The sequence below is a fragment of the uncultured Pseudomonas sp. genome, from assembly GCF_913774235.1.
GTDB lineage: Bacteria > Pseudomonadota > Gammaproteobacteria > Pseudomonadales > Pseudomonadaceae > Chryseomonas.
In genome coordinates, this window is sequence record NZ_CAJYDW010000016.1 from 134,247 (window position 1) to 160,534 (window position 26,288).

General features: G+C 64.6%; 24 protein-coding genes. 10 read left to right on the plus strand and 14 right to left on the minus strand.

Annotation, left to right across the window (positions count from 1 at the left end):
• Nucleotides 1-36 precede the first annotated feature (36 nt).
• Together oadA and QZ471_RS15795 are read right to left on the minus strand one after the other, a co-directional pair.
• On the minus strand, nt 37-1,842 hold the full coding sequence (gene oadA, locus QZ471_RS15790; protein WP_295465426.1) for a sodium-extruding oxaloacetate decarboxylase subunit alpha: 1,806 nt from the start codon (nt 1,840-1,842) through the stop codon (nt 37-39).
• Between the two features lie 13 nt (nt 1,843-1,855).
• Nucleotides 1,856-3,271, minus strand: coding sequence for an acetyl-CoA carboxylase biotin carboxylase subunit (locus QZ471_RS15795; protein ID WP_295465428.1), 1,416 nt, complete (start codon nt 3,269-3,271; stop codon nt 1,856-1,858).
• A gap of 138 nt (nt 3,272-3,409) precedes the next feature.
• On the opposite strand from QZ471_RS15795, the gene QZ471_RS15800 reads away from it, so the two are divergent.
• Entirely contained in the window at nt 3,410-4,384 is a 975-nt protein-coding gene (locus QZ471_RS15800) for a LysR family transcriptional regulator (RefSeq protein WP_295465954.1), read from the plus strand.
• On the opposite strand, the gene QZ471_RS15805 is transcribed toward QZ471_RS15800, so the two are convergent.
• Both QZ471_RS15805 and hexR read right to left on the minus strand, forming a co-directional pair.
• Nucleotides 4,314-4,535: a PA3496 family putative envelope integrity protein gene (locus tag QZ471_RS15805; RefSeq protein ID WP_295465430.1), complete on the minus strand. Its 222-nt coding sequence runs from the start codon at nt 4,533-4,535 to the stop codon at nt 4,314-4,316. The two genes, QZ471_RS15800 and QZ471_RS15805, sit on opposite strands and share 71 nt — an antisense overlap.
• 74 nt (nt 4,536-4,609) lie before the next feature.
• Complete coding sequence (gene hexR, locus QZ471_RS15810; RefSeq protein ID WP_295465432.1) at nt 4,610-5,479, minus strand: transcriptional regulator HexR; 870 nt, start codon at nt 5,477-5,479, stop codon at nt 4,610-4,612.
• 344 nt (nt 5,480-5,823) lie between these two features.
• Between hexR and QZ471_RS15815 the strand changes: the two genes are divergently transcribed.
• The 3 genes from QZ471_RS15815 (at nt 5,824) to QZ471_RS15825 (ending at nt 9,083) form a co-directional block, all read left to right on the plus strand.
• A complete protein-coding gene (locus QZ471_RS15815) occupies nt 5,824-6,342 on the plus strand; it encodes an Hcp family type VI secretion system effector (protein ID WP_059228695.1) in 519 nt (172 codons plus the stop codon).
• Nucleotides 6,343-6,484: 142 nt separating this feature from the next.
• Nucleotides 6,485-8,653 carry a DNA helicase II gene (uvrD, locus tag QZ471_RS15820; RefSeq protein WP_295465435.1) on the plus strand — a complete coding sequence of 723 codons (2,169 nt, stop codon included), beginning with the start codon at nt 6,485-6,487 and terminating at the stop codon, nt 8,651-8,653.
• Nucleotide 8,654: 1 nt separating this feature from the next.
• Complete coding sequence (locus QZ471_RS15825) at nt 8,655-9,083, plus strand: EamA family transporter (RefSeq protein WP_295465437.1); 429 nt, start codon at nt 8,655-8,657, stop codon at nt 9,081-9,083.
• 180 nt (nt 9,084-9,263) lie between these two features.
• Here the strand turns inward: QZ471_RS15825 and QZ471_RS15830 are convergent, their stop codons facing one another.
• The gene (locus QZ471_RS15830) at nt 9,264-11,024 is read right to left on the minus strand and encodes a cation:proton antiporter (protein WP_295465439.1); all 1,761 of its coding nucleotides are present in this window, start codon (nt 11,022-11,024) and stop codon (nt 9,264-9,266) included.
• Between the two features lie 269 nt (nt 11,025-11,293).
• On the opposite strand from QZ471_RS15830, the gene QZ471_RS15835 reads away from it, so the two are divergent.
• From QZ471_RS15835 to ybaL, 5 genes are all read left to right on the plus strand, one after another.
• On the plus strand, nt 11,294-12,154 hold the full coding sequence (locus QZ471_RS15835; protein ID WP_295465441.1) for a TIM44-like domain-containing protein: 861 nt from the start codon (nt 11,294-11,296) through the stop codon (nt 12,152-12,154).
• A 181-nt stretch (nt 12,155-12,335) separates the two neighbouring features.
• On the plus strand, nt 12,336-12,737 hold the full coding sequence (locus tag QZ471_RS15840) for an SMI1/KNR4 family protein (RefSeq protein ID WP_007160107.1): 402 nt from the start codon (nt 12,336-12,338) through the stop codon (nt 12,735-12,737).
• A gap of 69 nt (nt 12,738-12,806) precedes the next feature.
• Nucleotides 12,807-13,565 (plus strand): SDR family oxidoreductase, encoded by a 759-nt coding sequence (locus QZ471_RS15845; protein ID WP_059312981.1) that lies wholly within the window; start codon nt 12,807-12,809, stop codon nt 13,563-13,565.
• A 64-nt stretch (nt 13,566-13,629) separates the two neighbouring features.
• On the plus strand, nt 13,630-14,112 hold the full coding sequence (locus tag QZ471_RS15850; RefSeq protein WP_295465446.1) for an acyl-CoA thioesterase: 483 nt from the start codon (nt 13,630-13,632) through the stop codon (nt 14,110-14,112).
• Nucleotides 14,113-14,186: 74 nt separating this feature from the next.
• Nucleotides 14,187-15,926, plus strand: a complete 1,740-nt coding sequence (gene ybaL / locus QZ471_RS15855) for a YbaL family putative K(+) efflux transporter (protein WP_295465448.1) — start codon at nt 14,187-14,189, stop codon at nt 15,924-15,926.
• Here ybaL and QZ471_RS15860 read toward each other — a convergent pair.
• Nucleotides 15,907-16,875: an energy transducer TonB gene (locus QZ471_RS15860; protein ID WP_295465450.1), complete on the minus strand. Its 969-nt coding sequence runs from the start codon at nt 16,873-16,875 to the stop codon at nt 15,907-15,909. The genes ybaL and QZ471_RS15860 overlap by 20 nt on opposite strands.
• Before the next feature lie 131 nt (nt 16,876-17,006).
• Complete coding sequence (locus tag QZ471_RS15865; protein ID WP_295465452.1) at nt 17,007-17,963, minus strand: CobW-like GTP-binding protein; 957 nt, start codon at nt 17,961-17,963, stop codon at nt 17,007-17,009.
• Between the two features lie 51 nt (nt 17,964-18,014).
• Between QZ471_RS15865 and QZ471_RS15870 the strand changes: the two genes are divergently transcribed.
• Nucleotides 18,015-18,365: an NADH:ubiquinone oxidoreductase gene (locus QZ471_RS15870; protein ID WP_295465454.1), complete on the plus strand. Its 351-nt coding sequence runs from the start codon at nt 18,015-18,017 to the stop codon at nt 18,363-18,365.
• Between the two features lie 38 nt (nt 18,366-18,403).
• Here QZ471_RS15870 and QZ471_RS15875 read toward each other — a convergent pair whose 3' ends face one another.
• The 7 genes from QZ471_RS15875 to atpG all read right to left on the minus strand — a co-directional run bounded on the left by QZ471_RS15875 (nt 18,404) and on the right by atpG (nt 26,261).
• Nucleotides 18,404-19,039, minus strand: a complete 636-nt coding sequence (locus QZ471_RS15875) for a LysE family transporter (RefSeq protein WP_295465457.1) — start codon at nt 19,037-19,039, stop codon at nt 18,404-18,406.
• A gap of 236 nt (nt 19,040-19,275) precedes the next feature.
• Nucleotides 19,276-21,111, minus strand: a complete 1,836-nt coding sequence (gene glmS, locus QZ471_RS15880) for a glutamine--fructose-6-phosphate transaminase (isomerizing) (protein ID WP_295465459.1) — start codon at nt 21,109-21,111, stop codon at nt 19,276-19,278.
• Nucleotides 21,112-21,178: 67 nt separating this feature from the next.
• The gene (locus QZ471_RS15885) at nt 21,179-21,949 is read right to left on the minus strand and encodes a DeoR family transcriptional regulator (RefSeq protein WP_295465461.1); all 771 of its coding nucleotides are present in this window, start codon (nt 21,947-21,949) and stop codon (nt 21,179-21,181) included.
• A gap of 54 nt (nt 21,950-22,003) precedes the next feature.
• Nucleotides 22,004-23,371, minus strand: coding sequence for a bifunctional UDP-N-acetylglucosamine diphosphorylase/glucosamine-1-phosphate N-acetyltransferase GlmU (gene glmU / locus QZ471_RS15890; RefSeq protein ID WP_295465463.1), 1,368 nt, complete (start codon nt 23,369-23,371; stop codon nt 22,004-22,006).
• A gap of 155 nt (nt 23,372-23,526) precedes the next feature.
• The gene (locus QZ471_RS15895) at nt 23,527-23,952 is read right to left on the minus strand and encodes a F0F1 ATP synthase subunit epsilon (protein WP_007160117.1); all 426 of its coding nucleotides are present in this window, start codon (nt 23,950-23,952) and stop codon (nt 23,527-23,529) included.
• A gap of 38 nt (nt 23,953-23,990) precedes the next feature.
• Entirely contained in the window at nt 23,991-25,367 is a 1,377-nt protein-coding gene (gene atpD / locus QZ471_RS15900; protein WP_140219704.1) for a F0F1 ATP synthase subunit beta, read from the minus strand.
• A 30-nt stretch (nt 25,368-25,397) separates the two neighbouring features.
• On the minus strand, nt 25,398-26,261 hold the full coding sequence (atpG, locus tag QZ471_RS15905) for a F0F1 ATP synthase subunit gamma (RefSeq protein WP_058761371.1): 864 nt from the start codon (nt 26,259-26,261) through the stop codon (nt 25,398-25,400).
• Nucleotides 26,262-26,288: the final 27 nt, after the last annotated feature.

Consider the following 26,288-nt stretch of genomic DNA (forward strand, 5'->3'; position numbering starts at 1 on the left):
AGGGGCCCGAGGGCCCCAAGGGAAATCGAAGTGATCTCAGCCTTCGATTTCGATCAAGACTTCGCCCGGATTGACCCGGTCACCCTTGGCCACCCGCACCGCGGTGACCGTGCCGGCGATGGGCGCCTGGATCTCGGTTTCCATCTTCATGGCTTCGGTGACCAGCACGCCCTGCCCGGCCTTGACCTGGTCGCCCTCCTTCACCAGCACCTCGACGATGTTGCCCGGCATGGTGGTGCTGACGTCGCCCGGACGCTCCGCCTGGCGCCGCCGCTGGCCGCCATCGGCGACGAAGTCGCCACTGGCCTCGAACACCACCTCTTCCGGCACCCCGTCGATGGACAGATAGAAGTGCCGCTTGCCCTCGGTCTTCAGGCCGATGCCAGTGATGTCTACCTGATAGGTCTCGCCATGCACGTCGACGCTGAAGGCGGTCGGCACGCCCTGGCCGCCCACTGCCGCCACGCCATCCGCACTGGGGATGGGCAGCAAGGCTTCCGGCACCAGGGTGCCGGCTGCGCGTTCCTCGAGGAACTTGCGGCCGATGTCGGGGAACATGGCGAAGGTCAGGACGTCTTCTTCGCTCTGGGCCAGGTCACCGATGTCGGCCCGCAGGCGCGCCAGTTCCGGGCTGAGCAGATCGGCGGGACGGACGTCGATGACCTCTTCCTGGCCAATGGCCTGCTTGCGCAACTGCTCGCAGATCTCGCCCGGCGCCTTGCCGTAGCGGCCCTGCAGATAGAGCTTCACCTCGTTGGTGATGGTCTTGTAGCGCTCGCCGGCCAGCACGTTGAAGAACGCCTGGGTACCGACGATCTGCGAGGTCGGGGTGACCAGGGGCGGATAGCCCAGGTCCTTGCGCACCCGCGGGATCTCTTCCAGCACCTCGTTCATGCGATTGAGGGCGCCCTGTTCGCGCAACTGGTTGGCCAGATTGGAAATCATCCCGCCCGGCACCTGGTTGACCTGCACCCGGGTGTCGACGCCGGTGAACTCGCTCTCGAACTGGTGGTACTTCTTGCGCACCGCATGGAAATACAGGCCGATCTCCTGCAGCAGCTCCAGGTCCAGGCCGGTGTCATAGGGCGTGTCGCGCAGGGCCGCGACCATGGATTCGGTCCCTGGGTGGCTGGTGCCCCAGGCCATGCTGGAGATCGCCGTGTCGATGCGATCGGCGCCATTCTCCACCGCCTTTAGCTGGCACATGGCGGCCACCCCGGCGGTGTCGTGGGAATGCACCACCACGTCCAGGGTCAGGGCCTCCTTGAGCGCCTTGACCAGCTCGCCAGTGGCATAGGGTGTCAGCAGACCAGCCATGTCCTTGATGGCGATGGAATCCACGCCCAGGTCAGCCATGCGCCGCGCCTGGTCGACGAAGGCCGCCACGGTATGCACCGGGCTGGTGGTGTAGCAGAGGGTGCCCTGGGCGTGCTTGCCGGTCGCCTTGACCGCGCGGATGGCGGTTTCCAGGTTACGCACATCGTTCATAGCATCGAAGATGCGGAAGACGTCGGTGCCATTGGCCGCGGCGCGCTCGACAAAGGCCTCGACCACGTCGTCGCTGTAGTGCCGGTAGCCCAAGAGGTTCTGGCCACGCAGGAGCATCTGCAGGCGGGTATTGGGCAAGGCCTTGCGCAGCTGGCGCAGGCGCTCCCAGGGATCTTCTTTGAGAAAGCGCACGCAGGCGTCGAAGGTGGCGCCGCCCCAGACTTCCAGCGACCAGTAGCCGACCTGGTCGAGCTTGGCGCAGATCGGCAGCATGTCTTCGGTGCGCATGCGGGTCGCCAGCAGCGATTGGTGGGCGTCGCGCAGGATGGTGTCGGTGATCTGGATGGTTTTCATTGTTCTGTCGTCCTTACAAACCGGCATGGGCGGCGATGGCGGCGGCGATGGCGATGGCCAGGTGCGTCGGGTTGCGCTTGATCGAGTACTGGGTCAGCTCCGGATGGCTTTCCACGAAGCTGGTGTTGAAGCGCCCGCTGCGGAATTCCGGATCGCGCAGGATGGCCTCGTAATAGGGCGCGGTGGTCTTCACCCCCTGCACGCGCATGTCGTCCAGGGCGCGCAAGCCGCGATCCATGGCCTCTTCCCAGGTCAGCGCCCAGACGATCAGCTTTAGGCACATGGAGTCGTAGTACGGCGGGATCACGTAGCCGGTATAGATGGCCGTGTCGGTGCGTACCCCCGGTCCGCCGGGTGCGTAGTAGCGGGTGATCTTGCCGAAGCTCGGCAGGAAGTTGTTCTTCGGATCTTCGGCGTTGATGCGGAACTGCAGGGCGAAGCCGCGGTGCTGGACGTCTTCTTGGGCAAAGGACAGCGGCAGGCCGGAGGCGATGCGGATCTGCTCGCGGACGATGTCGATGCCGGTGATTTCCTCGGTGATGGTGTGCTCCACCTGCACCCGGGTGTTCATCTCCATGAAATACACCTCGCCCTCGGCGAGCAGGAATTCCACGGTGCCGGCGTTCTCGTAGCCCACAGCCTTGGCCGCGCGCACGGCGAGATCACCGATATAGGCGCGCTGCTCGGGGGTGAGCTGCGGGCTGGGCGCGATCTCGATCAGCTTCTGGTTGCGGCGCTGGATGGAACAGTCGCGCTCGAACAGGTGCACGGTGTTGCCGTGGCTGTCGGCGAGGATCTGCGCCTCGATGTGCTTGGGATTGACGATGCACTTCTCGAGGAACACCTCGGCTGAGCCGAAAGCCTTGGTCGCTTCGGAGATCACCCGCGGATAGGCCTGCTCCAGCTCTTCGCGGGAATTGCAGCGGCGGATACCGCGCCCACCGCCGCCGGAGGTGGCCTTGAGCATCACCGGATAGCCGATGCGATCCCCTTCGCGCAGGGCCTCGGCGAGATCCGCCACATTGCCTTCGGTGCCGGGCGTGCAGGGTACGCCAGCAGCCATCATGCTGCGGCGCGCCTCGGTCTTGTCACCCATGCGGCGGATGACCTCGGCGGACGGCCCGATGAATCTGATGCCGCGCTGGGCACAGATTTCCGCCAGCTCGGCGTTTTCCGAGAGGAAGCCATAGCCGGGATGCAGGGCATCGCAGCCAGTCTCCACGGCGAGGTTCACCAGCTTGCGCGGATTGAGATAACCCTCCAGCGGATCGCTGCCGATGCCATGGGCTTCGTCGGCACGTTTCACGTGGAGCGCCTGGCGATCGGCATCGGAGTAGACCGCCACCGAGCGAATGCCCATCTCGGCACAGGCCCGCACGATACGCACGGCAATCTCGCCCCGATTGGCGATGAGTATCTTCTTGATCACACCTGGCTCCTTGTCTGCTGCAGCCTGCAGCCGCTTGTTATTGCCGGTGCCTTGAAGCTACGCCTAGGCCTCTCTTATGGAAAATAAATAATTGTTGGATACTCCATAAGTCATAACTTATGGATGCAGCCGATGCCCATGCGCAAGCCGTTGATGCGGCTTACTTTTCGCCAATTGCAGGTATTCGAGGCCGTCTGCGAAGCGCGCTCCTACAGCCGGGCAGCCGACATCATGGCGCTGACCCAACCGGCGGTGAGCCTGCAGGTCCGCCAACTCGAAGAGGTGGTGGGCACGCCGCTGTTCAACTACGTCAATCGCACCCTCTACCTCACCGAAGCCGGCGAAGCCCTGCGCCAGACCGGACGCGATCTCTTCGCCCGTCTGGGCAGCCTGGACATGCAGCTGTCGAATCTGCGCGGCGCCCTGCACGGCCAGTTACGCCTGGGGGTGGAAAGCAGTGCCCAGTACCTGGCGCCACACCTGTTCGGCCAGTTCCGCAGCAGTCATCCCCAGGTCAATCTGGCGTTGACCGTGGGCAACCACGCCCGGGTGCTGCGGCGATTGACGGAAAATCGCGAGGACGTGGCGCTGATGTCCGGGGTGCCGAGCGGCGCGGACCTGGAGTTCCTGCCCTTGCTGGATAACGCCATCGTCGCCGTGGCGCGCCCGGGCCACGCCCTGGCCGGGCGCAACGGCCTGACCCTGCGCGAGCTGACGGCCTATCCGCTGCTGGTCCGCGAAGTCGGCTCGGGCACGCGCCAGGCCTGCGAGGACTATCTCAAGCAGAAACGCGCCCACTTCGCCGAGCAGTTGGAGATCGGCGCCTTCGAGGCGCAACGCGAAGCGGTCCGCGCCGGCCTCGGCCTGGCCCTGCTGCCGCGCCAGGCCATTCGCAGCGATCTCGCCGCCGGCAGCCTGGTCGAACTGGACGTCACCGACCTGCCGCTACGGCGCTCCTGGTGCGTGGTCCATCCACGCAGCAAGCCGCTGTCGCCGGTGGCGCGAGCCTTCGTCGACTATCTGCGCAGTCAGCGCAGCCTGATCAATGCGTTAGGTATTGCGCTGGAGCCGGCTGCCGGCGCTGGGCCTGGCGCTCGTCCAGCAGCTGATTGAGAAACAGCAGCTCATCGAGTTCCACCGCCAGGCGCTGTTCTTCGGCACGGGCTTCGATGGCGCGGCGAAACTTCATCCGCCGTTGATCCTGTAGCTTTCTGCGAGTCTTGCTGTCGAGACGAAGGCTGGATTCCTGGACGAGAGCGGTCATGCCTATTCCTCCGGGCTGGGATCGGAATGGGCAGCTTCCCCCTTACAGGTGACCGTTTGGCGACAGTAAGACGACTATTGGGTGTCGCTGTGCTTGGTCGATTTCGACGACAGCCGCAGGCTGCGCAAGCTGCGCTTCACGCCCTTGAGATGCTCGACCAGCGCCGGTCCGCGCGACATAGCCACGCCCATGGCCAGGACGTCGATCACCACGAGGTGGGCGATGCGCGAGGTCAGGGGCACATAGATGTCGGTGTCTTCGTGCACGTCGATAGCGATGTTCACCGTCGACAGATCGGCCAGCGGCGTCTGTCCCGGGCAGATGGTGATCAGCGCGGCGCCATTGTCGCGCACCAGGTTGGCGGTGATCAGCAGGTCCTTGGACCGCCCCGACTGGGAGATGCAGATGGCGGCATCGGAGGGCGTCAGGGTCGCCGCCGACATGGCCTGCATGTGCGGATCGGAATAGGCGGTGGCGCTGAGCTGCAGGCGGAAGAACTTGTGCTGGGCGTCGTTGGCCACCGAGCCCGAGGCGCCGAAGCCGTAGAACATCACCCGCTGCGCCTTGGCGATGGCCTCGATGGCCGTCTCCAGGGCGCGCATGTCGAGGCGCTCACGTACGTCCATCAGGGTATGCAGGGTGGTGTCGAAGATCTTCAGGCTGAAGTCCTCCACCGCATCGTTCTCGTGGATGGCGAACTGGCCGAAACTGGCCCCCGCCGCCAGGCTCTGCGCCAGGCGCAGCTTGAGATCCTGGAAGCCATCGCAACCAATCGCGCGGCAGAAACGCACGATGGTGGGCTCGCTGACGCCGACGTTGTGGGCCAGATCGGCCATGGAGCTGTGCATGACGGCAGCCGGATCCACCATGACCTGCTCGGCGACCTTGAGCTCCGACTTGCGCAGCAGGTGGCGGGATTGAGCAATGTGTTGCATGAGGTTCACAGGCGTATCTCGTCTAGCAGAGGGGATGTAGTGCCTGGCACTTATACTACATAACGTCTGCCAAGGCTCTTGCTCATTACGATTCAGCACGGCCGCACGGGGCGTCGCGCCTGGCTTCGCGTAGTCTTCACCGGACCGGACTACCGGCTGCAGGTCAACTTTTTCCAGCGGCGCGCAAGCTTCTGCGCAACTCCTTGAGCACCCGCGCACAGTCGCCCTGCCACGGCGCCGCCGATTTTTAGCAAGTCAATGATTTTGAAAGATTTTTCACGAGCTGGCATGGCGTTTGTCTGATCACTGCTCACCCGGGCCATGAAGCCCATCCACCAGGCAAGGAGAGCACCATGCCAACACCCGCGTATCTGTCCCTCGAAGGCACCAAGCAAGGCTTGATCACCGCCGGCACCTTCACCGAGGACTCGGTCGGCAACATCTTCCAGGAAGGTCACGAAGACCAGATCCTGGTCCAGGCCTTCAACCACCAGGTGATCATCCCGCGCGATCCCCAGTCCGGCCAGCCCACCGGCCAGCGCGTGCACAAGCCGCTGATGATCACCAAGGTCTTCGACAAGGCCTCGCCGCTGATCTTCAACGCCCTGACCTCCGGCGAACGCCTGAACAAGTGCCGCCTGGAGTGGTACCGCACCTCGGCCACCGGCACCCAGGAGCACTACTTCACCATCGAACTGGAAGACGCCATCATCGTCGACGTCCAGTCGCGCATGCCCAACTGCCAGGACCCGAGCATGGCCCACTTCACCCACCTGGAAGACGTCTACTTCACCTACCGCAAGATCGTCTGGACCCACGAAGTCTCCGGCACCTCCGGCTCTGACGACTGGCGTTCGCCGATCGCCGCCTGATGGCCCGGCCGTTACGGCCACGCGCGTTTCCTACCCGCTCCGGCCAGCCCTGCTGGCCGGAGGCTCTTGCGCCCCGCCCTGCCCCTCCGCCTCCCATCCGTCTGGTTTGGCGCTCCTTTCCCCGCGTCGGTAGAATGCGGCGATGAACGACGACATCTCGCTGCTGCTCAACTCCCTCAACGACGCCCAGCGCCAGGCCGTGGCCGCGCCCCTGGGGCGGCAATTGGTCCTGGCCGGTGCCGGCTCGGGCAAGACCCGGGTGCTAGTGCACCGTATCGCCTGGCTGATCCAGGTCGAGCGCGCCTCGCCGCACTCCATCCTCTCGGTGACCTTCACCAACAAGGCCGCCGCCGAGATGCGCCATCGCATCGAGCAGCTGCTGGGTATGAGTCCGCAGGGCATGTGGGTCGGTACCTTCCACGGCCTGGCCCATCGGCTACTGCGTGCTCATTGGCAGGAGGCCGGCCTGGCACAGAATTTCCAGATCCTCGACAGCGACGACCAGCAGCGCATCGTCAAGCGGGTGATCCGCGAGCTGGGCCTCGACGAGCAGCGCTGGCCGGCGCGCCAGGCGCAGTGGTTCATCAACGGCCAGAAGGACGAAGGTTTGCGGCCGCAGCACATCCAGGCCGCGGGAGACCTCTTCCTCAGCACCATGCGCAGCATCTACGAAGCCTATGAGGCGGCCTGTGCCCGCGCCGGGGTGATCGATTTCTCAGAGCTGCTGCTGCGCGCCCTGGATCTCTGGCGCAACAATCCCAGCCTGCTGGAGCACTACCAGCGGCGCTTCCAGCACCTGCTGGTGGACGAATTCCAGGACACCAACGCCGTCCAGTACGCCTGGCTCAAGCTGCTCGCCCAGAATGGCGCCAGCCTCATGGTGGTAGGTGACGACGACCAGTCCATCTACGGCTGGCGCGGTGCCAAGATCGAGAACATCCAGCAGTTCAACGAGGATTTCTCGGCGGAGATCATCCGCCTGGAGCAGAACTACCGCTCCACCGACACCATCCTCAAGGCCGCCAACGGCCTGATCGCCCACAACTTCGGCCGCCTGGGCAAGGAGCTGTGGACCGATACCGGCGAAGGCGAGGCCATCACCCTCTACGCCGGCTTCAACGAACACGACGAGGCGCGCTACATCGTCGAGACCATCGAGAGCGAATTCAAGAAGGGCACCCAGCGCAGCGAGATGGCCATCCTCTATCGCTCCAACGCCCAGTCGCGGGTGCTGGAAGAGGCGCTGCTACGGGAGAAGATCCCCTATCGCATCTATGGCGGCCTGAGATTCTTCGAGCGCGCCGAGATCAAGAACGCCATGGCCTACCTGCGGCTGATCCAGCATCGCCACGACGACGCCGCCCTGGAGCGGGTGATCAACGTGCCGCCGCGGGGCATCGGCGAGAAGACCGTGGAAGCCCTGCGCAGCGCCGCGCGCGCCCAGAACACCTCGCTGTGGCAGGCGCTGCACGACCTGGTCGGCGCCCGCGCGGTCTCCGGTCGCGCCGCAGCGGCGCTCAACGCCTTCGTCGAATTGGTCGACACCCTGGCGCTCAAGGCCGAGGACCTGTCGCTGCACAACCTGGTGCAGCAGATCATCGAACAGACCGGCCTAGTCACCTTCCACAAGGAAGAAAAGGGCGAAAAGGGCCAGGCTCGGGTAGAGAACCTGGAAGAACTGGTCAGCGCCGCCCGCTCCTTCGACTTCAGCGGTGACGAGGAGATGACGCCCCTGGCGGCCTTCCTCGACCACGCCGCCCTGGAGTCTGGCGACACCCAGGCCGACAGCCACGAAGACAGCGTCCAGCTGATGACCCTGCACAGTGCCAAGGGCCTGGAATTCCCCCTGGTGTTCCTCGCCGGCATGGAAGAAGGCCTGTTCCCGCACAAGATGAGCCTGGAGGAGCCCGGCCGTCTGGAAGAGGAACGCCGCCTGGCCTACGTGGGCATTACCCGCGCCATGCGCCGGCTGGTGATGAGCTATGCCGAGACCCGTCGCCTCTACGGCAGCGAGACCTACAACAAGGTTTCGCGCTTCGTCCGCGAGGTACCGGACGGCCTGATCCAGGAGGTGCGGCTGTCCAATGCGGTCAAGCAGCCCTTCGCCGGCAGCCGCCCCAGTCCCTTCGCCCAGGCACCGGTCCCGGAAACCACCTTCAGCCTCGGCCAGCCGGTGCGCCACGCGCTGTTCGGCGAAGGCGTCATCCTCAACTACGAAGGCTCCGGCGCCCATGCCCGGGTGCAGGTGAACTTCACCTCCGAAGGCAGCAAGTGGCTCATGGTGAGCTACGCCAAGCTCGAGCCGCTCTAGGATGACCACCTCCTGGCTGTTCTGGGCGCTGCTGGCGGCGGCCTTCGCCGCCCTCACCGCCATCTTCGGCAAGCTGGGCGTGGAGCACGTCAACGCCGACTTCGCCACCCTGCTGCGTACCCTGGTGGTGGTCGTGGTCCTGGCGGCCATCGTCGCCGCTACCGGCCAGGCACAGCCTCTGGCCAGCATCACGGGTCGGACCTATCTGTTCCTGCTGCTCTCGGGCGTGGCGACCGGCCTGTCCTGGCTGTGCTACTACCGGGCGCTCAAGCTGGGCCCTGCTTCGCTGGTGGCGCCAGTGGACAAGCTGAGCGTGGTATTGGTGGCCATCTTCGGTGTGGCGCTGCTCGGCGAGCGCCTGGACCTGCGCCAGTGGTGCGGCATCGCGGCCATAGGGGGCGGTGTACTGCTGCTGGCCTGGCGGCCCTGAAAGGGCGCAGGAAACGGGCTTGACCACCGGTGGGAGATTGCCGGACGGCAGAAGGCAGCCAAGCCCATTTCCTGCATTGCGCATTCCTTTGCCATCGGACCGCTCATTCAAACGGCCGACTTAGAGCGATTCTGCCGCGTCGATTCCCGGGCGGCAATGCCTGCGAATGGGAAATGCGTCCTAGTGTTGGCCGCCCTTGTCCTGCTCCAGCGTCTCGATGAAGGCGATCTGCAACCGCGAGTGCACGCGGATGAACCAGCGCCACAGCAGGGCGATCACCCCCACTGCCACCGCTGCGATCAGCAGCAGCCACTCGCCGCGCGGCAGGATGTTGCTGCTCAGGGCGGCGAGCAGCACCAGGATGGCCGCCAGCGACAGTAGCGGGATCAGCTCGCTGACCAACCGTCGCACCGGCTGGGTGTAGCGCCCGGCCTGGGTCTGGCGCACGCTGAGTTCGGCCATCAGCATGGCCAGCGCCTTGAGCTTGCGGTAGGCGGCGATCAGGCAGGGCAGCGAGAGCAGTAGCGCGCCACCCCAGATGCAGGCCTTCTGCATGTCGGCGTCGGAAATCCAGGTGCTCAGCCAGCCGGCCAGGCCACCGGCGAAATAGGTACCGCCGAGGAAGATGGCGATGACCAGCGACAGGTTGATACCGACCTGCAGCAGGATGCGTCTCATCATCCCGGCCAGTATCGCCTTCTCCCCCTGGGGCTGGATGCTGCGCAGCCACTCGCCATAGACCCCCAGTACCCGTTGCAATGGCTGCGGCAACCAGCTGCCGATCCACAGGGCCAGCGGATCGGCGGCTCTGATCAGATAGGGCGTGAGCAGGGTGGTGACCGCCGAGACGGCCACCGCCACCGGATAGAGGAAATGACTGGTGACGCCCAGGGTGATGCCCAAGGTGGCGATGATGAAGGAGAACTCGCCGATCTGCGCCAGGCCCATGCCCACCCGCAGCGAGGTACGGCCATCGTTACCGGCGATCAGGGTACCCAGGCTGCAGGCGAGGATCTTGCCCAGTACTACGACCACGCTGATCACGGTGATCGGCCAGGCGTACTCGATCAGCACCTTGGGATCGAGCAGCAGGCCGATGGCGACGAAGAAGATGGCGCTGAACATGTCGCGCAGGGGCTCCACCAGCTTCTCGATCTGCAGCAGCTGGCGTGACTCGGCCATGATGGCGCCGATCAGGAAGGCGCCCAGCACCACGCTGTATTCCAGCTTGGCCACCAGCAGGCAGAAGCCGAAGCACAGGCCCAGCACCGTGATCAGTAGCATCTCGTTGCTGTCGAAGGTGGCCACGTAGGCCAGCAGGCGCGGCACCAGCAGGATGCCGATGACCAAGGCCACGATCATGAACAGGCTCAACTTGCCCAGGGTCGCCGCCACTGCGCCCGGCTCCACCGAGCCGCTCACTGCCAGGCCCGATAGCAGGGCGATGATGCCGATGCCGAGGATGTCCTCGACGATCAACACGCCGAAGATCTGCTGGGCGAAGCGCTCGTGCTTCATCTTCAGCTCGTTGAGCGCCTTGACGATGATGGTGGTCGAGGAAATGGCCAGGATGGCGCCGAGGAACAGCGAATCCATGTGCGACCAGCCGAACAGCTGCCCCACCTGGTAGCCCAGCCAGAGCATCAGGCTGATCTCCAGGAAGGCGGCGATGAAGGCCGTGGCACCGACGCGGAACAGCTTGCGCAGGGAGAATTCCAGGCCAAGGCTGAACATCAGGAAGATGACCCCCACCTCGGCGAGGGTCTTGATGCTTTCTTCGTCGTGGATCAGACCGAAGGGCGGGGTATGGGGTCCGATGATGAAGCCGGCGAGGATATAGCCCAGGACCACGGGCTGCTTGAAGCGATGGAAGAGGATGGTCACCACGCCGGCCACCAGCATGATGACCGCCATGTCCTGAATGAAAGCTAGAGCATGCATCGGCCGGGCCCTCCTTTGACGGGCCGGGCATTCTCCCGACACCTGCGCTGACTGGAGTTCAAGACTAGCATCTGCAACCTCTTGTGACGGATGCTGCAAAAATCTGTAATAGATTGATGTGCCTGGAAATTTCTGCCAGGAACGGCCCGCTTCGGCCGCTGCGCCGGAAAACCGACAGGGCAAAATACCGAAACAATTCACGCTGGCTGTACTTGACCGGGCAGCGCAAGATGTATCCAACACCAGACTCTTCACTGAGAGAACACCACATGCAACGCCTGATGAGCTTCTTCATGATCCTCTGCCTGGGCCTCACGCTCAGCCTGGACGCCAACGCCAAACGCATGGGCGGCGGCAAGTCCGCTGGCGCCGCGCCCATCCACCAGACCCGCCAGGCTGCGCCGCCGCAGCAACCCGGCATGGCTGCACCCGCCGCCGGTGCTGGCGCCGCCGCTGCTGCCCGTCCCAGTGGTGCCTCGCGCTGGCTCGGCCCGCTGGCCGGTATCGCCGCCGGTGGCCTGCTGGCCTCCATGTTCATGGGTGACGGCTTCGAAGGCTTCCAGTTCTTCGACTTCCTGATCCTGGCGCTCATCGCCTTCGTCATCTTCCGCCTGATCGCCCGGCGCAAGCAGCAGGCCGGCCCGCAACCCGCCGTCGCTGGCCATGCCCCCATGCAGCGCGAGATGCCGAACCAGCCCAACAACAATGGTGGCCTGTTCGGTGGCGCCGCTGCGGGTGCCGCCCCGGTGATTAACGCGCCGAGCTGGTTCAATGCCGAGCGCTTCGTGGCTGCTGGCCGCGAGCACTTCATGAGCCTGCAGCAGCATTGGGACGCCAACGAGATGGACAAGATCGCCGAGTTCGTCACCCCGCAGATGCTGCAGTGGCTGCGTGACGAGCGCGCTGCCCTGGGCGAAGGCTTCCAGTCCACCTACATCGAGAACCTCAACGCCACCCTGGATGGCGTCGAGGATCTGCAAGGCAAGACCATCGCCACCATCACCTTCAGCGGTGTTTCCAAGGAATCGCGCTTCGACCAGGGTCAGCCGTTCAGCGAGAGCTGGCGTATGGAGCGCATGGCCGGTGAGAACCAGCCCTGGCTGCTGGCCGGTATCCGTCAGAACGCCTAAGCGAAGGCGCCATCGAGAAGCCCGGCTCTACGCCGGGCTTTTTCATGACCACGCGACGCCGACCATCTCTCGAAAACGCTATCAAGTCCGCAGGGAAACTGCCGTTATCCCGAACTGAACTGCTAACCTTGCGCGCCTCTTGCCCTATTCCATCCGGTGCGCATTTCGAGAGAGGCCTGCTATGGAAGACGTCATCGAACGCCTGCGTGAAGAAAACGAACCCGTTCCGGTGCCCCTGGAGCTGCCCGACGAAGACCTACTGGTCGAGATCGAGGAAGAACTGCTCATCAGCCTGCCGCCGGAATTCCGCGAATTCCTGCTCACCGTCAGCGATGTGGTCTATGGCCGCATCGAGCCGGTGACCGTTACCGATCCCCAGTCCCACACCTATCTGCCGGAAGTCGCCGCCACCGCCTGGGACGAAGGCCTGCCGCGCGAGTACATCCCCCTCTGCGCCAGCGACGACGGCTACTACTGCGTCAGCCAGGAAGGCGAGGTGCTGCTATGGGAAGACGGCGACCTGACCGACGAGTCCTGGGATTCGGTCTGGGTCTGGGCCCGCGACGTCTGGCTGGAAAGCTGACGAGACCGGCACTGAACGACCCTGCCCTGCGCGGGTCTGGATAAGGCCATCACTTCCGGAGGATGCGTCATGAGCACTCCCGTCGTCCTGATCACCGGCGCCGCTGGCGGCCTCGGCCGCGCCCTGGCGCAGCGTTTCGCCCAGAGTCGCTGGCGCGTCGCCGCGGCCGACCGCGATGCCGAGGGCCTGCACGGCCTGAACGGCATCGTCGGCCTGGACTCCAGCGTGACCGCCGATATCTCCAGTGCCGAGGGCTGCCGTAGCCTGGTCAGCAAGGTGATGGCCCGCACCGGGCGGCTGGACGCCCTGATCAACGCTGCCGGCATCTGGCGCGAAGGCGAGGTGGAAACCTTCAGCGAAGAGGACTACGACCTGGTGATGGCGGTCAATCTCAAGGCCACCTTCTTCATGTGCTCGGCAGCCATTCCCTTCCTCAAGGAAAATCGCGGCGTCATCATCAACGTGGCCAGCGGCGCCGGTCGCCAGCCCATCGCCGGGGCGGCCGCTTACGGCGCAGCCAAGGCCGCCGTGCGCTTCTTCAGCCAGAACCTGGCGGTGGAACTCGCCCGCGACGGGGTACGGGTCAATGCCGTCTCCCCCGGCGACATCGACACCCCCATGTTGGACTTCCAGGCTGCCCACTATGGCAGCGGCGATCCCGCCGGCTACCGCCGCAACTTGCTCAATCGCTATCCCCAGGGCGATACCGCTCGCTTCATCCAGCCCGAGGAAGTGGCCGAGTTCGTCTATTTCCTCTGCCAGCCCCAGGCGGCAGCGATTTCCGGAGCCGATCTGCCCATCGACTTCGGTCTTTCCGCCGGTCGCTGAAAGGCGTGTGACAGGCGGCGCCAGCGCGCCGTCTACAGGATTTCCCCCTTTGAAGGATTCGCCCATGGAAGCCGGCAACCACCAGTTGAGCATGACCATCCTGATGACTCCGGACCTGGCCAACTTCTCGGGAAAGGTCCATGGGGGTGCCCTGCTCAAGTACCTCGATGAAGTGGCCTACGCCTGCGCCAGCCGCTATGCCGGCCGCTATGTGGTCACCCTGTCGGTGGACCAGGTGATCTTCCGCGAACCTATCCATGTCGGTGAATTGGTGACCTTCATGGCGTCGGTGAACTACACCGGCACCACCTCCATGGAAATCGGCATCAAGGTCATCACCGAGAATATCCAGCAGCGCTCGGTACGCCATACCAACAGCTGTTTCTTCACCATGGTCGCCGTGGATGAAGACGGCAAGTCCTGCCCGGTGCCCCAACTCGAACCCGCGACGGCGGACGAGAAGCGGCGCTGTGTGCAAGCCCAGCAGCGGCGGCAGATTCGTCGGGAACTTCAAGAGCGCTATCAGGCACTCAAGGAAACCCTTTGAGTTTTGCCGGCTAGGTCGCCGTCGTTCGACGGCAGCGGCTCCAGGATCTGGCAACTCCCCTCCCGGAGCCTGCCATGCCGCACGACACCCCCCTACTCTCCACCCTGGCGATCGGCCTGGTCCTGGCCTTCGCCTTCGGCACTCTGGCCACCCGGCTGAGACTGCCACCGATTGCCGGCTACCTGCTCGCCGGCGTCGCTGCCGGCCCCTTCACCCCCGGTTTCGTCGCCGATCCCGAGTTGTCCAAGGAATTGAGCGAGATCGGCGTCATCCTGCTGATGTTCGGCGTGGGCCTGCATTTCTCCATCAAGGATCTGCTGGCGGTCAGGCGTATCGCCATCCCCGGTGCGATCGTCCAGATCGCGGTCGCCACCCTCATGGGCATGGGCGTCAGCCATTTCCTCGGCTGGAGTCTGGGCAGCGGTCTGATCTTCGGCCTGTCGCTGTCGGTCGCCAGTACCGTGGTACTGCTGCGGGCGTTGGAAGAACGCCAGATGGTAGAAAGCCGTCGCGGTCGTATCGCCGTGGGTTGGCTGATCGTCGAAGATCTGCTGATGGTAATGGCGCTGGTGATCCTGCCGGCACTGGCCGGACCGCTGGGCGGGCAGGCCGAGGCGCAGGGAAACAACAGCCTGGTACTCGAACTGGGCCTTACCGCCCTCAAGGTAGGAGCCTTCATTGCCCTGATGCTGGTGGTGGGTCGGCGGGCCATTCCCTGGCTGCTGGCCCGGGTGGTCCGCACCGGCTCCCGAGAGCTGTTCACCCTGGCGACCCTGGCCATCGCCATGGGTATCGCCTACGGCTCGGCGGCGCTGTTCGGCGTGTCCTTCGCCCTGGGCGCCTTCTTCGCCGGGGTGGTGCTCAATGAATCCGAACTCAGCCACGATGCCGCGGAAAACTCGCTGCCCCTGCGCGAAGCCTTCGCCGTGCTGTTCTTCTTCTCGGTGGGTAGCCTGTTCGATCCCGAGATCCTGTTAGAGCAGCCTTGGGCGATACTGGCCACGGTGGCAGTGATCGTCTTTGGCAAGTCCATCGCCGCGGCCCTGATCGTGCTGGCCTATCGTCGACCGCTGAGCGTAGCCCTGACCATCGCCGCGAGCCTGGCGCAGATCGGTGAATTCTCCTTCATCCTCGCCAGCCTCGGCCTGTCGCTGAAGCTGCTCGACCAGGGCGCCCACGATCTCATTCTGGCTGCGGCGATCATTTCCATCATCCTCAATCCGCTGCTGTTCCATGGCATCGACCTGCTGCAGCCCTGGATGGAACGTCGTGAAGGGCGTCGGCTGGTCAACGTCAAGGGCAAGCATGCGCCGGAACTGGACGACGACGAGCTCGACACCGGCGCGCAACAGGGTCACCTGGTACTGGTGGGCTATGGCCGGGTTGGCCGCTACATCTGCGAGCGCCTGGATGACATGGGGCCGCCGCTGCTCGTCATCGCCGACGAACCCGAGCATGTTACGGCGCTACGCCAGAAGGGATTAAAGGCGATCCTGGGCAATGCAACCCAGGAAAAGGTGCTGGCCCGGGCGAAGCTCCCGGAAGCCCGGGCGCTGCTGCTGGCCATTCCCAACGGCTTCGAAGCCGCGGAGATCGCCCGCCGCGCACGCGAGTTGGCGCCAGGCCTGCACATCCTCGCCCGCGCTCATCACGACGACGAGATTCGTCACCTGGAAAACCACGGGGTGGACGAAGTGATCATGGGTGAACGCGAGATCGCCCATGGCATGTTCCGCTACCTGGGCCTGGAACGACCCGGTGAACACGAAGCGGAGCCCCAAAGGGCTCCGCGACCTAGCGGCGCTGGATCTTGAAGTTGAAGGTCTTGGTGGCCTTGCGCGGCACGATCTGACCGCCGGAGACGCTGGGCGCGAAGCGCCACTCGCCGAGCACCTCCAGTACCGCACGCTCCAGCTGCTTGTTGGAGGCTTCCAGCACCTGAATATCGGCCAGCCGGCCCTCGGCGGTGACGGTGAACATCACCCGTACCTCGCCGCCCACGCCGCGACGACGCAGCATCTCCGGATACTCCGGCGCCGTCATCTTGATCGGCCGGATATCGGCGTCGTCGATGCTGCCGGTAGGAATACCCGCGGTCTTCGGCGGACCGGAAGGCGCGGCGGCCGGAGACGCTTGGCTGGATGCGGCCGGGGCAGCAGGTGCAGGGGTCGGAGCCGGCGCGGGCGCGGCTGTCGCCACCAGTTCAGGAGCCGGCTCGACCTTCTTTGGCAACGGCTTCTGCTGGCTATGCTCGACCGGCTTGGGTTTCGGCTTGGGCTTGGGTTTTTCCACCACCGGCTTGGGCGGCTCCACCGGTTTCGGCGGTTCCACGGGCTTGGGCGGCTCGGGAGGCGGCGGTTCGGGTTGCGGTGGCGGCGGAGCGGGCGGTGCCGGACTGGGCGCGGGCGGCTCGGGGGTCGGCTTGGGGAGCTGGATGAAGCTGACCTGCATGGGCTCGTCGCCCTTGGCGATCTTCAGCTCCGGAGGCGCCTGGACCACCAGGAACAGTGCCACCGCCATGCTGGCATGCATCAGCAGCGACAATACCGAGGCGACACCCCAGCCACGACCGCGTGGTGGCTGCTCGCTCGGTTCGGCCGCGCCCACCGAAGTCAGTACCGGGGTAAGGATCTCTTCGTTACGCTCCGGCATCCGGAACGACAGGATGGTAGCCGAGGGTTCGCTACGCTTGGCCTTGACCCCTGCCACGGGCTCCACGTCACCGGCCAGGGCCGCCCTGACGGGGCCCGGGACGGATTCCACTTCATCACCATCGGCATGCGCAGCGACTACGAGAGGTTCAGGCTTGGCAAGAGACGTCGGAGCCATGGGAGCAATACGCAGAGGAAGTAAATTTAATAATCATTATCATTAGCTAAACAAATTTGGCAACCTCAAATGTCGCGAATGGTCCCGCGCAGGCCTTTTTCGAGGGCCTCCAGATCCGGCATCTCCTCCAGGATCAGCTCCAGCCGATTATCGCGTCGCCACAGAGTAGGCTCCCAGCTACCTTGTCCGGCCAGACCGTTGTAGGCCTGCCAGCCGTCTTCCAGTTGCAGGACAGCTTTCAGCCTGAGCAGACCGGGGAGACCACCCAGCAGCGCCAGCAATGCCGAGCCGTCGAAGCTATGACTGGGATGCCAGCGCCAACCGACGGCGTGGTGGCCCTCCAAGGTATGGCTGAAGCGCAGCGGGCGCTCGGGCAGCACCAGCATCTGCGGAGCGGCCGCCGCCAAGGGCTCGGGCAACTCGCCGTCGGTCGAGATTTCACCGTCGGCCTGGGGCAGTTCGGCCAATCCGATCTGGCCGCCTTCGGTCCAGTACAGCGGCCGGTCACCCAGTGATACCAGCAAGCCTGTCCGGTCCAGGCCCGCGCTCTTGTTGAGCACGATCAGACCGGCCTGGCCCAGCGCCTGCTGCTGGGCGTCCGGCAAGGCCTGACCCTCCAGCAGTTGCCTGGCATCCACCACCCAGATCAGCGGTTGCAGGCTCAGCACCCCGGTCCAGGGCGGCGCCTGGAGTTGCCGATAGAGACTGGCGGGATGGCCCAGGCCGGAAGGCTCAATGAACAGCCGCTGCGGTCGTGCCCGTCTGAGCAGTCGTGTGAGGGCTACCTGCAGGGGCACGCCCTGGACGCAGCACAGGCAGCCACCCGGGACTTCGGCGATCGCAAGACCGTCGTCGTCCCGGGTCATGAGCGCCGCATCGAGGCCGACCTGGCCGAATTCGTTGACCAGGATCGCCCAACGCTCATTGCTGGGCCGCTGGGCGAACAGTTGACGGATCAGGGTGGTCTTGCCGGCCCCCAGCGGACCGGCGATCACATGGGTCTTGATATTGGCGAGGCGCATGGTGGGAGGTCGAATGCTAGAGTGGCGACTTTGCGTAGGAGGATGGATGGAATGCGGCGGTTGCTGATCACCCTGGTGCTGTTGCCGTCATTGGCGCTGGCCGACGCCTGCGTGATTCGCAGCCGTCAGGGCAGTGTGGACGTGCAGATCTGCCAGAGCAACATCGACATCCCCACCAAACTGTTCCGCGAAGGTTTCTGCCAGCCGCAGCTCAAGGATCAGCAGATCAAGGTGAGCTTCGTCGAGCGCTGCCCGGTAGGCGAGATCGGCATCTGCCAGGGCGCACGCAGCCCCGGCGTGCCCTACCGGCAGGATATCCACTACTACGGCGAACCCGGCGATGGTCGCTTCCTGGCCGTCGCCTGTCGCCAGCAGAATCAGGGCAGCTGGCGCGTACCCTGAACGAATCCTGCCCGGAGAAGAGAACCTCTGCCCGACACTCAGGCTACCTTGGCTTGAACGGTGAACAGGCTTGCCCCCAGCGCCACGAACGAGGCGCCGAACAGCCGGTTCAGCAACCGTGCACGATGGGGCGCGGCAAGCGTGCGCCTTAGCATCTGGGCCAGGGTCACATAGAAAAGGTGAGAAAGCACCGAGCAGGCTGCAAACGTCAGTACCAGAATGCCCAACTGCCTGTGCGAATCACCACCCGGGCGGATGAATTGCGGCAGGAAGGCAGCGAAGAACAGGATCGCCTTGGGGTTGGTCAGCGCCACGAGCGTGCCGTTGAAGAGCAATCTGTGGTTGGTGAGGACACGTCCTCCCGACTGATCCAAGGTATCGAAGGCGCTGCCGCGACTTCTCCATTGCTTGATGCCCAGGTAGATCAGATAGCTCGCGCCTAGCACCTTGAGCAGCAGGAAGGCAGTAGCTGAGGCCTGCAGTATTACCCCTAACCCGGCGCTGGTCGCGGTCGAGATCACCAGCAGACCGCAGGCATTGCCGACCGAGCCGAGCATCGCCCGCCGCGGCCCGTAGGCTACCGAATTGGATAGCGCCATGATTACGCCAGGACCGGGGGTCAGGCTAACCAGCATGGCTACTGCGACAAACCCGAACCAATCGTGGAGCGACATCCTCGGACCTCACCTTGAGACTCCAGCAACCAGCGGGCAGCAACCGTCCACTATTCTGCTGATACATGGCCGGCAAACTACCGGCCCAATTTTTCTTCCAGGCCCGCTCTACCGGTGGGCGAGCCCAGTTACAGGCGCTGAAGATTGCTCACTAGCCGCGCAGAAAGGGATAGCAAGCTCCTATCCCCTGCGACGGCATCTTTCTCGACCAGCAACAAGGTTCCACGTGAAACCTGTTACTCCACGGTCACCGACTTGGCTAGGTTACGCGGCTGATCCACGTCGGTGCCCTTGAACACAGCCACGTGATAGGACAGCAACTGCAACGGGATCGTATAGAGGATCGGCGACAGGGCGTCGTGGATGTGCGGCATGGGCACGATGCGTGTGCCTTCGCCTTCTTCGAAGCCGGCACGCTCATCGGCGAAAACGATCAGCTGACCGCCGCGCGCCCTCACCTCCTGCAGGTTGGACTTGAGCTTCTCCAGCAGTTCGTTGTTCGGCGCCACGGTCACCACCGGCATATCGGCATCCACCAGTGCCAGCGGACCGTGCTTGAGCTCGCCGGCCGGATAAGCCTCGGCGTGGATATAGGAGATCTCCTTGAGCTTGAGCGCCCCTTCCATGGCGACCGGATATTGCTCGCCACGCCCCAGGAACAGGGTGTGGTGCTTCTCGGCGAAGGATTCCGCCAGCTTCTCCACGGTCTTGTCCATGGCCAGGGCTTCATCCAGGCGAGCCGGCAGACGGCGCAACTCGGCCACCAGTTCGGCTTCGATACCCGCATCCAGGCGCCGTTGGCAGCGGCCCAGGCTCAGGGTCAGCAGCAGAAGCGAGACCAGTTGGGTGGTGAAGGCCTTGGTGGAGGCCACGCCGATCTCAGGACCGGCCTGGGTCAGGAAGCTCAGTTGGGATTCACGGACCAGGGAGCTGGTCGCCACGTTGCAGATCGCCAGGCTGCTCAGGTAGCCGGATTGCTTGGCCATGCGCAGGGCAGCCAGGGTGTCGGCGGTTTCGCCGGACTGGGAGATGGTGACGAACAGGGTATCGGGGCTGACGGCGACGCGGCGATAGCGGAATTCGCTGGCCACCTCGACCTGGCAGGGAATGCCGACGTACTCCTCGATCCAGTAGCGCGCCACCGAACCAGCATGGAAGCTGGTACCGCAGGCGACGATCTGTACCTGACGAACCTTGGCGAACAACTCCGCAGCGGCTGGACCGAAGGCTTCAGGCAGCACCTGACCGTCACCCAGGCGACCTTCCAGAGTGCGCTGGACCACGCTGGGCTGCTCGTGGATCTCCTTGAGCATGAAGTGGCGATAGGCGCCCTTGTCAGCCGCCTCGCTGCCTTCATGGTACTGCACCGTCTCGCGCTGGACCGGCGCGCCGGTCACGTCCCAGAGCTTGACCTGATCCAGGCGGATCTCGGCCACGTCGCCCTCCTCCAGGTAGACGAAGCGATCGGTCACCTGGCGCAGCGCCAGCTGGTCGGAGGCCAGATAGTTCTCACCCAGACCCAGGCCGATGACCAGGGGGCTGCCACTGCGGGTCGCCACCAAACGATCCGGTTGCTGGCGCCAGACCGCCGCCAGGCCATAGGCGCCGTGCAGCTCCTTGACCGCCGCCTGGAGCGCCATGGTCAGGTCGCCACTGTCCTGTAGCTTGAGGTGCAGCAGGTGGACGATGACCTCGGTGTCGGTCTGGGAGGTGAAGATATAGCCCCGCTCCTTGAGCTGGGCGCGCAGGGCTTCGTGGTTTTCGATGATGCCGTTGTGCACCACCGCCACATCACCCTGGGAGAAATGCGGGTGGGCATTGGCCTCGGTGGGCGCACCATGAGTCGCCCAGCGGGTGTGGGCGATGCCCAGGCGACCGGCCAGGGGATCGGCCAGCAGGGCCGCTTCCAGTTCGCTGACCTTGCCGATGCGGCGCAGGCGCTGCAACTCACCCTGGGCGTCCAGCAACGCCAGGCCGGCGCTATCGTAGCCGCGGTACTCCAGGCGCTTGAGGCCCTCGATCAGAATGGCGGTGATGTTACGCTCGGCAATGGCGCCGACGATTCCACACATGCTTACCTCCCGTTGCCTGTCTTATCCACAGCGACCCAACGGAGCCGGCTGTGGATGACCTGATTGTCTAGTTTTCCACCGGGGCGCAGATGACCTGCACCCCTTGGGTTTCAATCGCCCGGGCCGCCTCGGCAGGCAGTCGCTCATCGGTGATGAGCACGTCCACCCTTTCCCACGGTAGTTCCAGATTGGGAATTCGCCTGCCCAGTTTGTCCGCTTCGGCCATGACCACTACCTCGCGCGCCACCTCGGCCATCACTCGCGACAGCGACAGGTGCTCGTTGAAGGTGGTGGTGCCGCGCTCCGGATCGAGGCCATCGGCGCCGATGAACAGTTGGTCGAAGTCGTAGGATCTGAGCACCTGCTCGGCGACCTGACCCTGAAAGGATTCCGAATGGGGATCCCAGGTGCCGCCGGTCATCAGCAGCATGGGTTCCTGTTCCAGCTCGCGCAGGGCCATGGCCACCTGCAGAGAATTGGTCATCACCACCAGGCCGGGGCGACGATCAAGTTGCGGGATCAGCGCCGCGGTGGTGCTGCCGCAGTCGACGATGATCCGCGCGTGTTCGCGCAGGCGCTGGGCGGCAGCCCGAGCGATGGCCTGCTTGAAGGGCGACGCCTGGGGCGGGGCCTCGGCCAACAGCTCCTGGGGCATGGCCACCGCGCCGCCATAGCGACGTAGCAGCAGGCCATTGCGCTCGAGGGCGGCCAGGTCCTTGCGGACGGTCACCTCGGAGGTCTCCAGCTGGCGAGCCAGTTCGTCCACGCTGACCTCGCCCTGCTCCTGGAGCTGAGCGAGGATGGCGTGGCGACGCTGAGCGGTGTTGCGACGAGTCATAAATTTCGATTCGAAAGATAATGGATCGAATCAAAACCTAATAGCTGACCGTCGTCAAGTCTTGGGAGTCTTTTTCGGACGCTGCCAGCCACTCTTGTTGACTTGGCGTGCACGTCCCAGCGCCAAGTTTTCCGCTGGTACATCCGCAGTGATAACCGAGCCTGCCGCCGTGGTTGCCCCTGCGCCGAGGGTGACCGGGGCCACCAGTGAGCTGTTGGAGCCCACGAAGACATCCGCGCCGATTTCGGTTCGAAACTTGTTGGCGCCGTCATAGTTGCAGGTGATGGTACCCGCACCTATGTTGCTGCCGGCACCGATGCTGGCGTCGCCCAGATAAGTCAGGTGACCGGCCTTGGCGCCGTCCTGCAGATGGGCGTTCTTCAGCTCGACGAAGTTGCCCACATGGGCCTTGGCACCCAATTCGCTCCCGGGCCGCAGACGGGCGAAGGGACCGACGTCGGCGCCCTCCCCTACCACCGCGCCATCCAGATGGCTATTGGCCTTGATGATGGCGCCGCGCTTGAGCACGCTGTCCTTGATCACGCAATTAGGACCGATGCTCACCCCATCCTCCAGCACCACCCGGCCTTCGAGGATGACGTTGACGTCGATGGAGACATCGCGGCCGGCCTCGACCTGGCCACGCTGATCGAAGCGCAGGGGATCCAGCAGGGTCACGCCCTGCAGCATCAGGCGTTCGGCGGCGCGCTGCTGGAAGTGTCGCTCAAGCTGGGCCAGTTGCCGGCGATCATTGGCGCCCTGCACTTCCATGGCGTCCGCCGGCTGGCTGGTGGCGATGGTCAGGCCGTCCGCAACCGCCAAGGCGATGACGTCGGTCAGGTAGTACTCACCCTGGGCGTTGCTGTTGGACAGGCGACCCAGCCAGTCCGCCAGCCGCCGACCGGGTACCGCGAGGATGCCGGTATTGCCTTCGCGGATGGCGCGCTGGGCGTCGCTGGCATCCTTGTGCTCCACAATGGCGGTCACCTGCCCCTGTTCATCGCGCAGGATGCGGCCATAGCCGGTGGGATCTTCCAGCTCCACCGTCAGCAGCGCCAGATGGTCATCGTCCACCTGTTGCAGCAGGCGCTGCAGCGTCTCGGTCTGGATCAGGGGCACGTCGCCATAGAGGATCAGCACCCGCTCCGCTGTCAGCGCCGGCGCTGCCTGGGCCACGGCATGGCCGGTACCGAGTTGCTCGGCCTGGACCACGAAACTCACGTCGGCGGCAGCCAGCTGGCTGCGGACCTGGTCGGCACCGTGGCCGATGACGACGTGGATGCCGGCCGGCTGCAATTCGCGGGCGCGGTCCAGGACATGTCCCAGCATGCTGCGACCGGCCACGGGATGCAGCACCTTGGGTAGAGCGGATCTCATGCGGGTGCCCTGGCCAGCAGCCAGGATGACGATTTCCAGGGACATCGGAACCTCGGAGACAGGAGGAAGAGACGGGCCGCAGACCAAGGGCAACAGGTACCCCCAGAGTCCGACCACGTGGAATTGCGCGCCCCACTTTTCGGGCGACAAAAGAAAAGGGTAGCCGAAGCTACCCTTGTCGTTACAGCCTGACCTTGCGCTTAGCGCTTGGCCTGCCGCTTGAGCTGCTGGATGGTGCGCAGCTGAGCGGCGGCTTCGGCGAGCTGAGTCGCGGCAGCGGTGTAGTCGAACTCCGTGCCCTTGTCGCTCAGGGCTGCCTCGGCGCGCTGCTTGGCTTCCAGAGCGGCAGCTTCGTCGATGTCACCGGCGCGGCTGGCGGTATCGGCCAGCACCTCGACGACATTCGGCTGCACTTCCAGGAAACCGCCGGAGATGTAGAACACCTCCTCGGCGCCCCCGGCCTTGACCAGGCGGATGGGGCCCGGCTTCAGATCGGTGAGCAGCGGCGCATGGCCCGGGGCGATACCCAGATCACCCAGGTGGCCGTGGGCGATGATCATCTCCACCGCGCCGGAGAAGATTTCCCCTTCCGCGCTGACGATGTCGCATTGGACTGTCTTGGCCATAGCGTGCCTCTAAGAGCGCCCGTCGCCGGGCGCGGCAGTTACAGTTTCTTGGCTTTCTCGATGGCTTCGTCGATGCTGCCGACCATGTAGAACGCCTGCTCGGGCAGGTGATCGTAGTCGCCGCGCAGAATCCCGGAGAAGCCGGCGATGGTGTCCTTGAGGGACACGTACTTGCCGGGCGAACCGGTGAAGACTTCGGCCACGAAGAACGGCTGGGACAGGAAGCGCTGGATCTTACGAGCACGGGATACCAGTTGCTTGTCGGACTCGGACAGTTCGTCCATGCCCAGGATCGCGATGATGTCCTTCAGCTCCTTGTAGCGCTGCAGCACGTACTGGACGCCGCGGGCGGTGTCGTAGTGCTCCTGGCCGATCACGTTCGGGTCCAGCTGACGCGAGGTGGAGTCCAGGGGATCGACCGCCGGGTAGATACCCAGGGAGGCGATGTCACGGGACAGAACCACGGTGGCGTCCAGGTGGGCGAAGGTGGTCGCCGGGGATGGGTCGGTCAAGTCATCCGCAGGGACGTAGACGGCCTGGACGGAGGTGATCGAGCCCAGCTTGGTGGAGGTGATGCGCTCCTGCAGGACACCCATCTCCTCGGCCAGGGTCGGCTGGTAGCCCACCGCGGACGGCATACGACCCAGCAGCGCGGACACTTCGGTACCGGCCAGGGTGTAACGGTAGATGTTGTCGACGAACAGCAGGACGTCACGGCCTTCGTCACGGAATTTCTCGGCCATGGTCAGACCGGTCAGGGCCACGCGCAGACGGTTGCCCGGCGGCTCGTTCATCTGGCCATAGACCAGGGCGACCTTGTCCAGAACGTTGGAATCCTTCATCTCGTGGTAGAAGTCGTTCCCTTCACGGGTACGCTCGCCCACACCGGCGAACACGGAATAACCGCTGTGCTCGATGGCGATGTTACGGATGAGTTCCATCATGTTGACGGTCTTGCCCACGCCGGCGCCGCCGAACAGGCCGACCTTGCCGCCCTTGGCGAAGGGGCAGACCAGGTCGATGACCTTGATGCCGGTTTCCAGCAGGTCGTTACCACCGGCCTGCTCCGCATAGGACGGGGCCTTGCGGTGGATTTCCCAGCGCTCTTCCTCGCCGATGGGGCCGGCTTCGTCGATGGGGTTGCCCAGCACGTCCATGATGCGGCCGAGGGTCTTGACGCCGACCGGGACCTTGATGGCCTCGCCGGTGTTGCCCACGTCCAGACCACGCTTGAGGCCTTCGGTGCTACCCATGGCGATGGTACGAACCACGCCGTCGCCCAGCTGCTGCTGGACTTCCAGGGTGGTTTCGGCACCCTGCACCTTGAGGGCGTCAAAGACGCGCGGTACCGCGTCGCGCGGGAATTCCACGTCGATCACGGCGCCGATGATTTGTACGATACGTCCGCTACTCATTTCGCGTTCCTCGAATGTTTAAGCTGTCCGTCAGACCGCGGCGGCGCCGCCGACGATTTCCGAAATTTCCTGGGTGATCGCAGCCTGGCGAGCCTTGTTGTAGACCAGCTGCAGCTCCTTGATGAGATCGCCGGCGTTGTCGGTGGCGTTCTTCATCGCGATCATCCGCGCGGCCTGTTCGCTGGCAGCGTTCTCGACCACGGCCTGGTACACCTGGGATTCCACGTAGCGCACCAGCAGACCGTCGAGCAGGGTCTTGGCGTCGGGCTCGTAGAGGTAGTCCCAATGCTTGCCCTGCAGCTCACCGCCCTCGGTCGCAACCAGCGGAACCAGCTGCTGGATGGTCGGCTTCTGGGTCATGGTGTTGACGAAGACGTTGGATACCACGTACAGACGGTCGATACGGCCGTCCAGGTAGGCATCCAGCATCACCTTGATGCTGCCGATCAGATCGCCGATCGCCGGGGCTTCGCCGAGGTGGCTGATGGCCGCGACCACGTTGCCGCCGAAGCTGCGGAAGAAGGAGGCACCCTTGGCCCCGATCACCGCCAGATCGATTTCCACACCCTTGCCGCGCTGGTCGCTCATGTCGCGAACCAGAGCCTTGAACAGGTTGGTGTTCAGACCACCGGCCAGACCCCGATCGGAGCTGACCACGATGTAACCGACGCGCTTGACCTCGCGTTCCACCATGAAGGCATGGCGGTACTCGGGGTTGGCGTTGGCCAGGTGGCCGATCACAGCGCGGATGCGCTCGGCATAAGGCTTGCTGGCAGCCATGCGGGCCTGAGCCTTACGCATCTTGCTGACCGCAACCTTTTCCATGGCGCTGGTGATCTTCTGTGTGCTTTTGATGCTCGCGATCTTGCCGCGAATCTCTTTTGCGCCTGCCATGTGACACCTATCGGGTTGGCAAACGGG

Coding starts and splice junctions, on each gene's coding strand:
- ybaL (WP_295465448.1), top strand. CDS start 14,187: ATGCCGCACGACACCCCCCTACTCTCCACCCTGGCGATCGGCCTGGTC.
- QZ471_RS15850 (WP_295465446.1), top strand. CDS start 13,630: ATGGAAGCCGGCAACCACCAGTTGAGCATGACCATCCTGATGACTCCG.
- QZ471_RS15840 (WP_007160107.1), top strand. CDS start 12,336: ATGGAAGACGTCATCGAACGCCTGCGTGAAGAAAACGAACCCGTTCCG.
- glmS (WP_295465459.1), bottom strand. CDS start 21,111: ATGTGTGGAATCGTCGGCGCCATTGCCGAGCGTAACATCACCGCCATT.
- uvrD (WP_295465435.1), top strand. CDS start 6,485: ATGAACGACGACATCTCGCTGCTGCTCAACTCCCTCAACGACGCCCAG.
- glmU (WP_295465463.1), bottom strand. CDS start 23,371: ATGTCCCTGGAAATCGTCATCCTGGCTGCTGGCCAGGGCACCCGCATG.
- oadA (WP_295465426.1), bottom strand. CDS start 1,842: ATGAAAACCATCCAGATCACCGACACCATCCTGCGCGACGCCCACCAA.
- QZ471_RS15895 (WP_007160117.1), bottom strand. CDS start 23,952: ATGGCCAAGACAGTCCAATGCGACATCGTCAGCGCGGAAGGGGAAATC.
- QZ471_RS15870 (WP_295465454.1), top strand. CDS start 18,015: ATGCGGCGGTTGCTGATCACCCTGGTGCTGTTGCCGTCATTGGCGCTG.
- QZ471_RS15835 (WP_295465441.1), top strand. CDS start 11,294: ATGCAACGCCTGATGAGCTTCTTCATGATCCTCTGCCTGGGCCTCACG.
- QZ471_RS15805 (WP_295465430.1), bottom strand. CDS start 4,535: ATGACCGCTCTCGTCCAGGAATCCAGCCTTCGTCTCGACAGCAAGACT.
- QZ471_RS15830 (WP_295465439.1), bottom strand. CDS start 11,024: ATGCATGCTCTAGCTTTCATTCAGGACATGGCGGTCATCATGCTGGTG.
- QZ471_RS15865 (WP_295465452.1), bottom strand. CDS start 17,963: ATGCGCCTCGCCAATATCAAGACCCATGTGATCGCCGGTCCGCTGGGG.
- QZ471_RS15815 (WP_059228695.1), top strand. CDS start 5,824: ATGCCAACACCCGCGTATCTGTCCCTCGAAGGCACCAAGCAAGGCTTG.
- QZ471_RS15845 (WP_059312981.1), top strand. CDS start 12,807: ATGAGCACTCCCGTCGTCCTGATCACCGGCGCCGCTGGCGGCCTCGGC.
- QZ471_RS15875 (WP_295465457.1), bottom strand. CDS start 19,039: ATGTCGCTCCACGATTGGTTCGGGTTTGTCGCAGTAGCCATGCTGGTT.
- QZ471_RS15885 (WP_295465461.1), bottom strand. CDS start 21,949: ATGACTCGTCGCAACACCGCTCAGCGTCGCCACGCCATCCTCGCTCAG.
- QZ471_RS15800 (WP_295465954.1), top strand. CDS start 3,410: ATGCGCAAGCCGTTGATGCGGCTTACTTTTCGCCAATTGCAGGTATTC.
- QZ471_RS15825 (WP_295465437.1), top strand. CDS start 8,655: ATGACCACCTCCTGGCTGTTCTGGGCGCTGCTGGCGGCGGCCTTCGCC.
- atpG (WP_058761371.1), bottom strand. CDS start 26,261: ATGGCAGGCGCAAAAGAGATTCGCGGCAAGATCGCGAGCATCAAAAGC.
- atpD (WP_140219704.1), bottom strand. CDS start 25,367: ATGAGTAGCGGACGTATCGTACAAATCATCGGCGCCGTGATCGACGTG.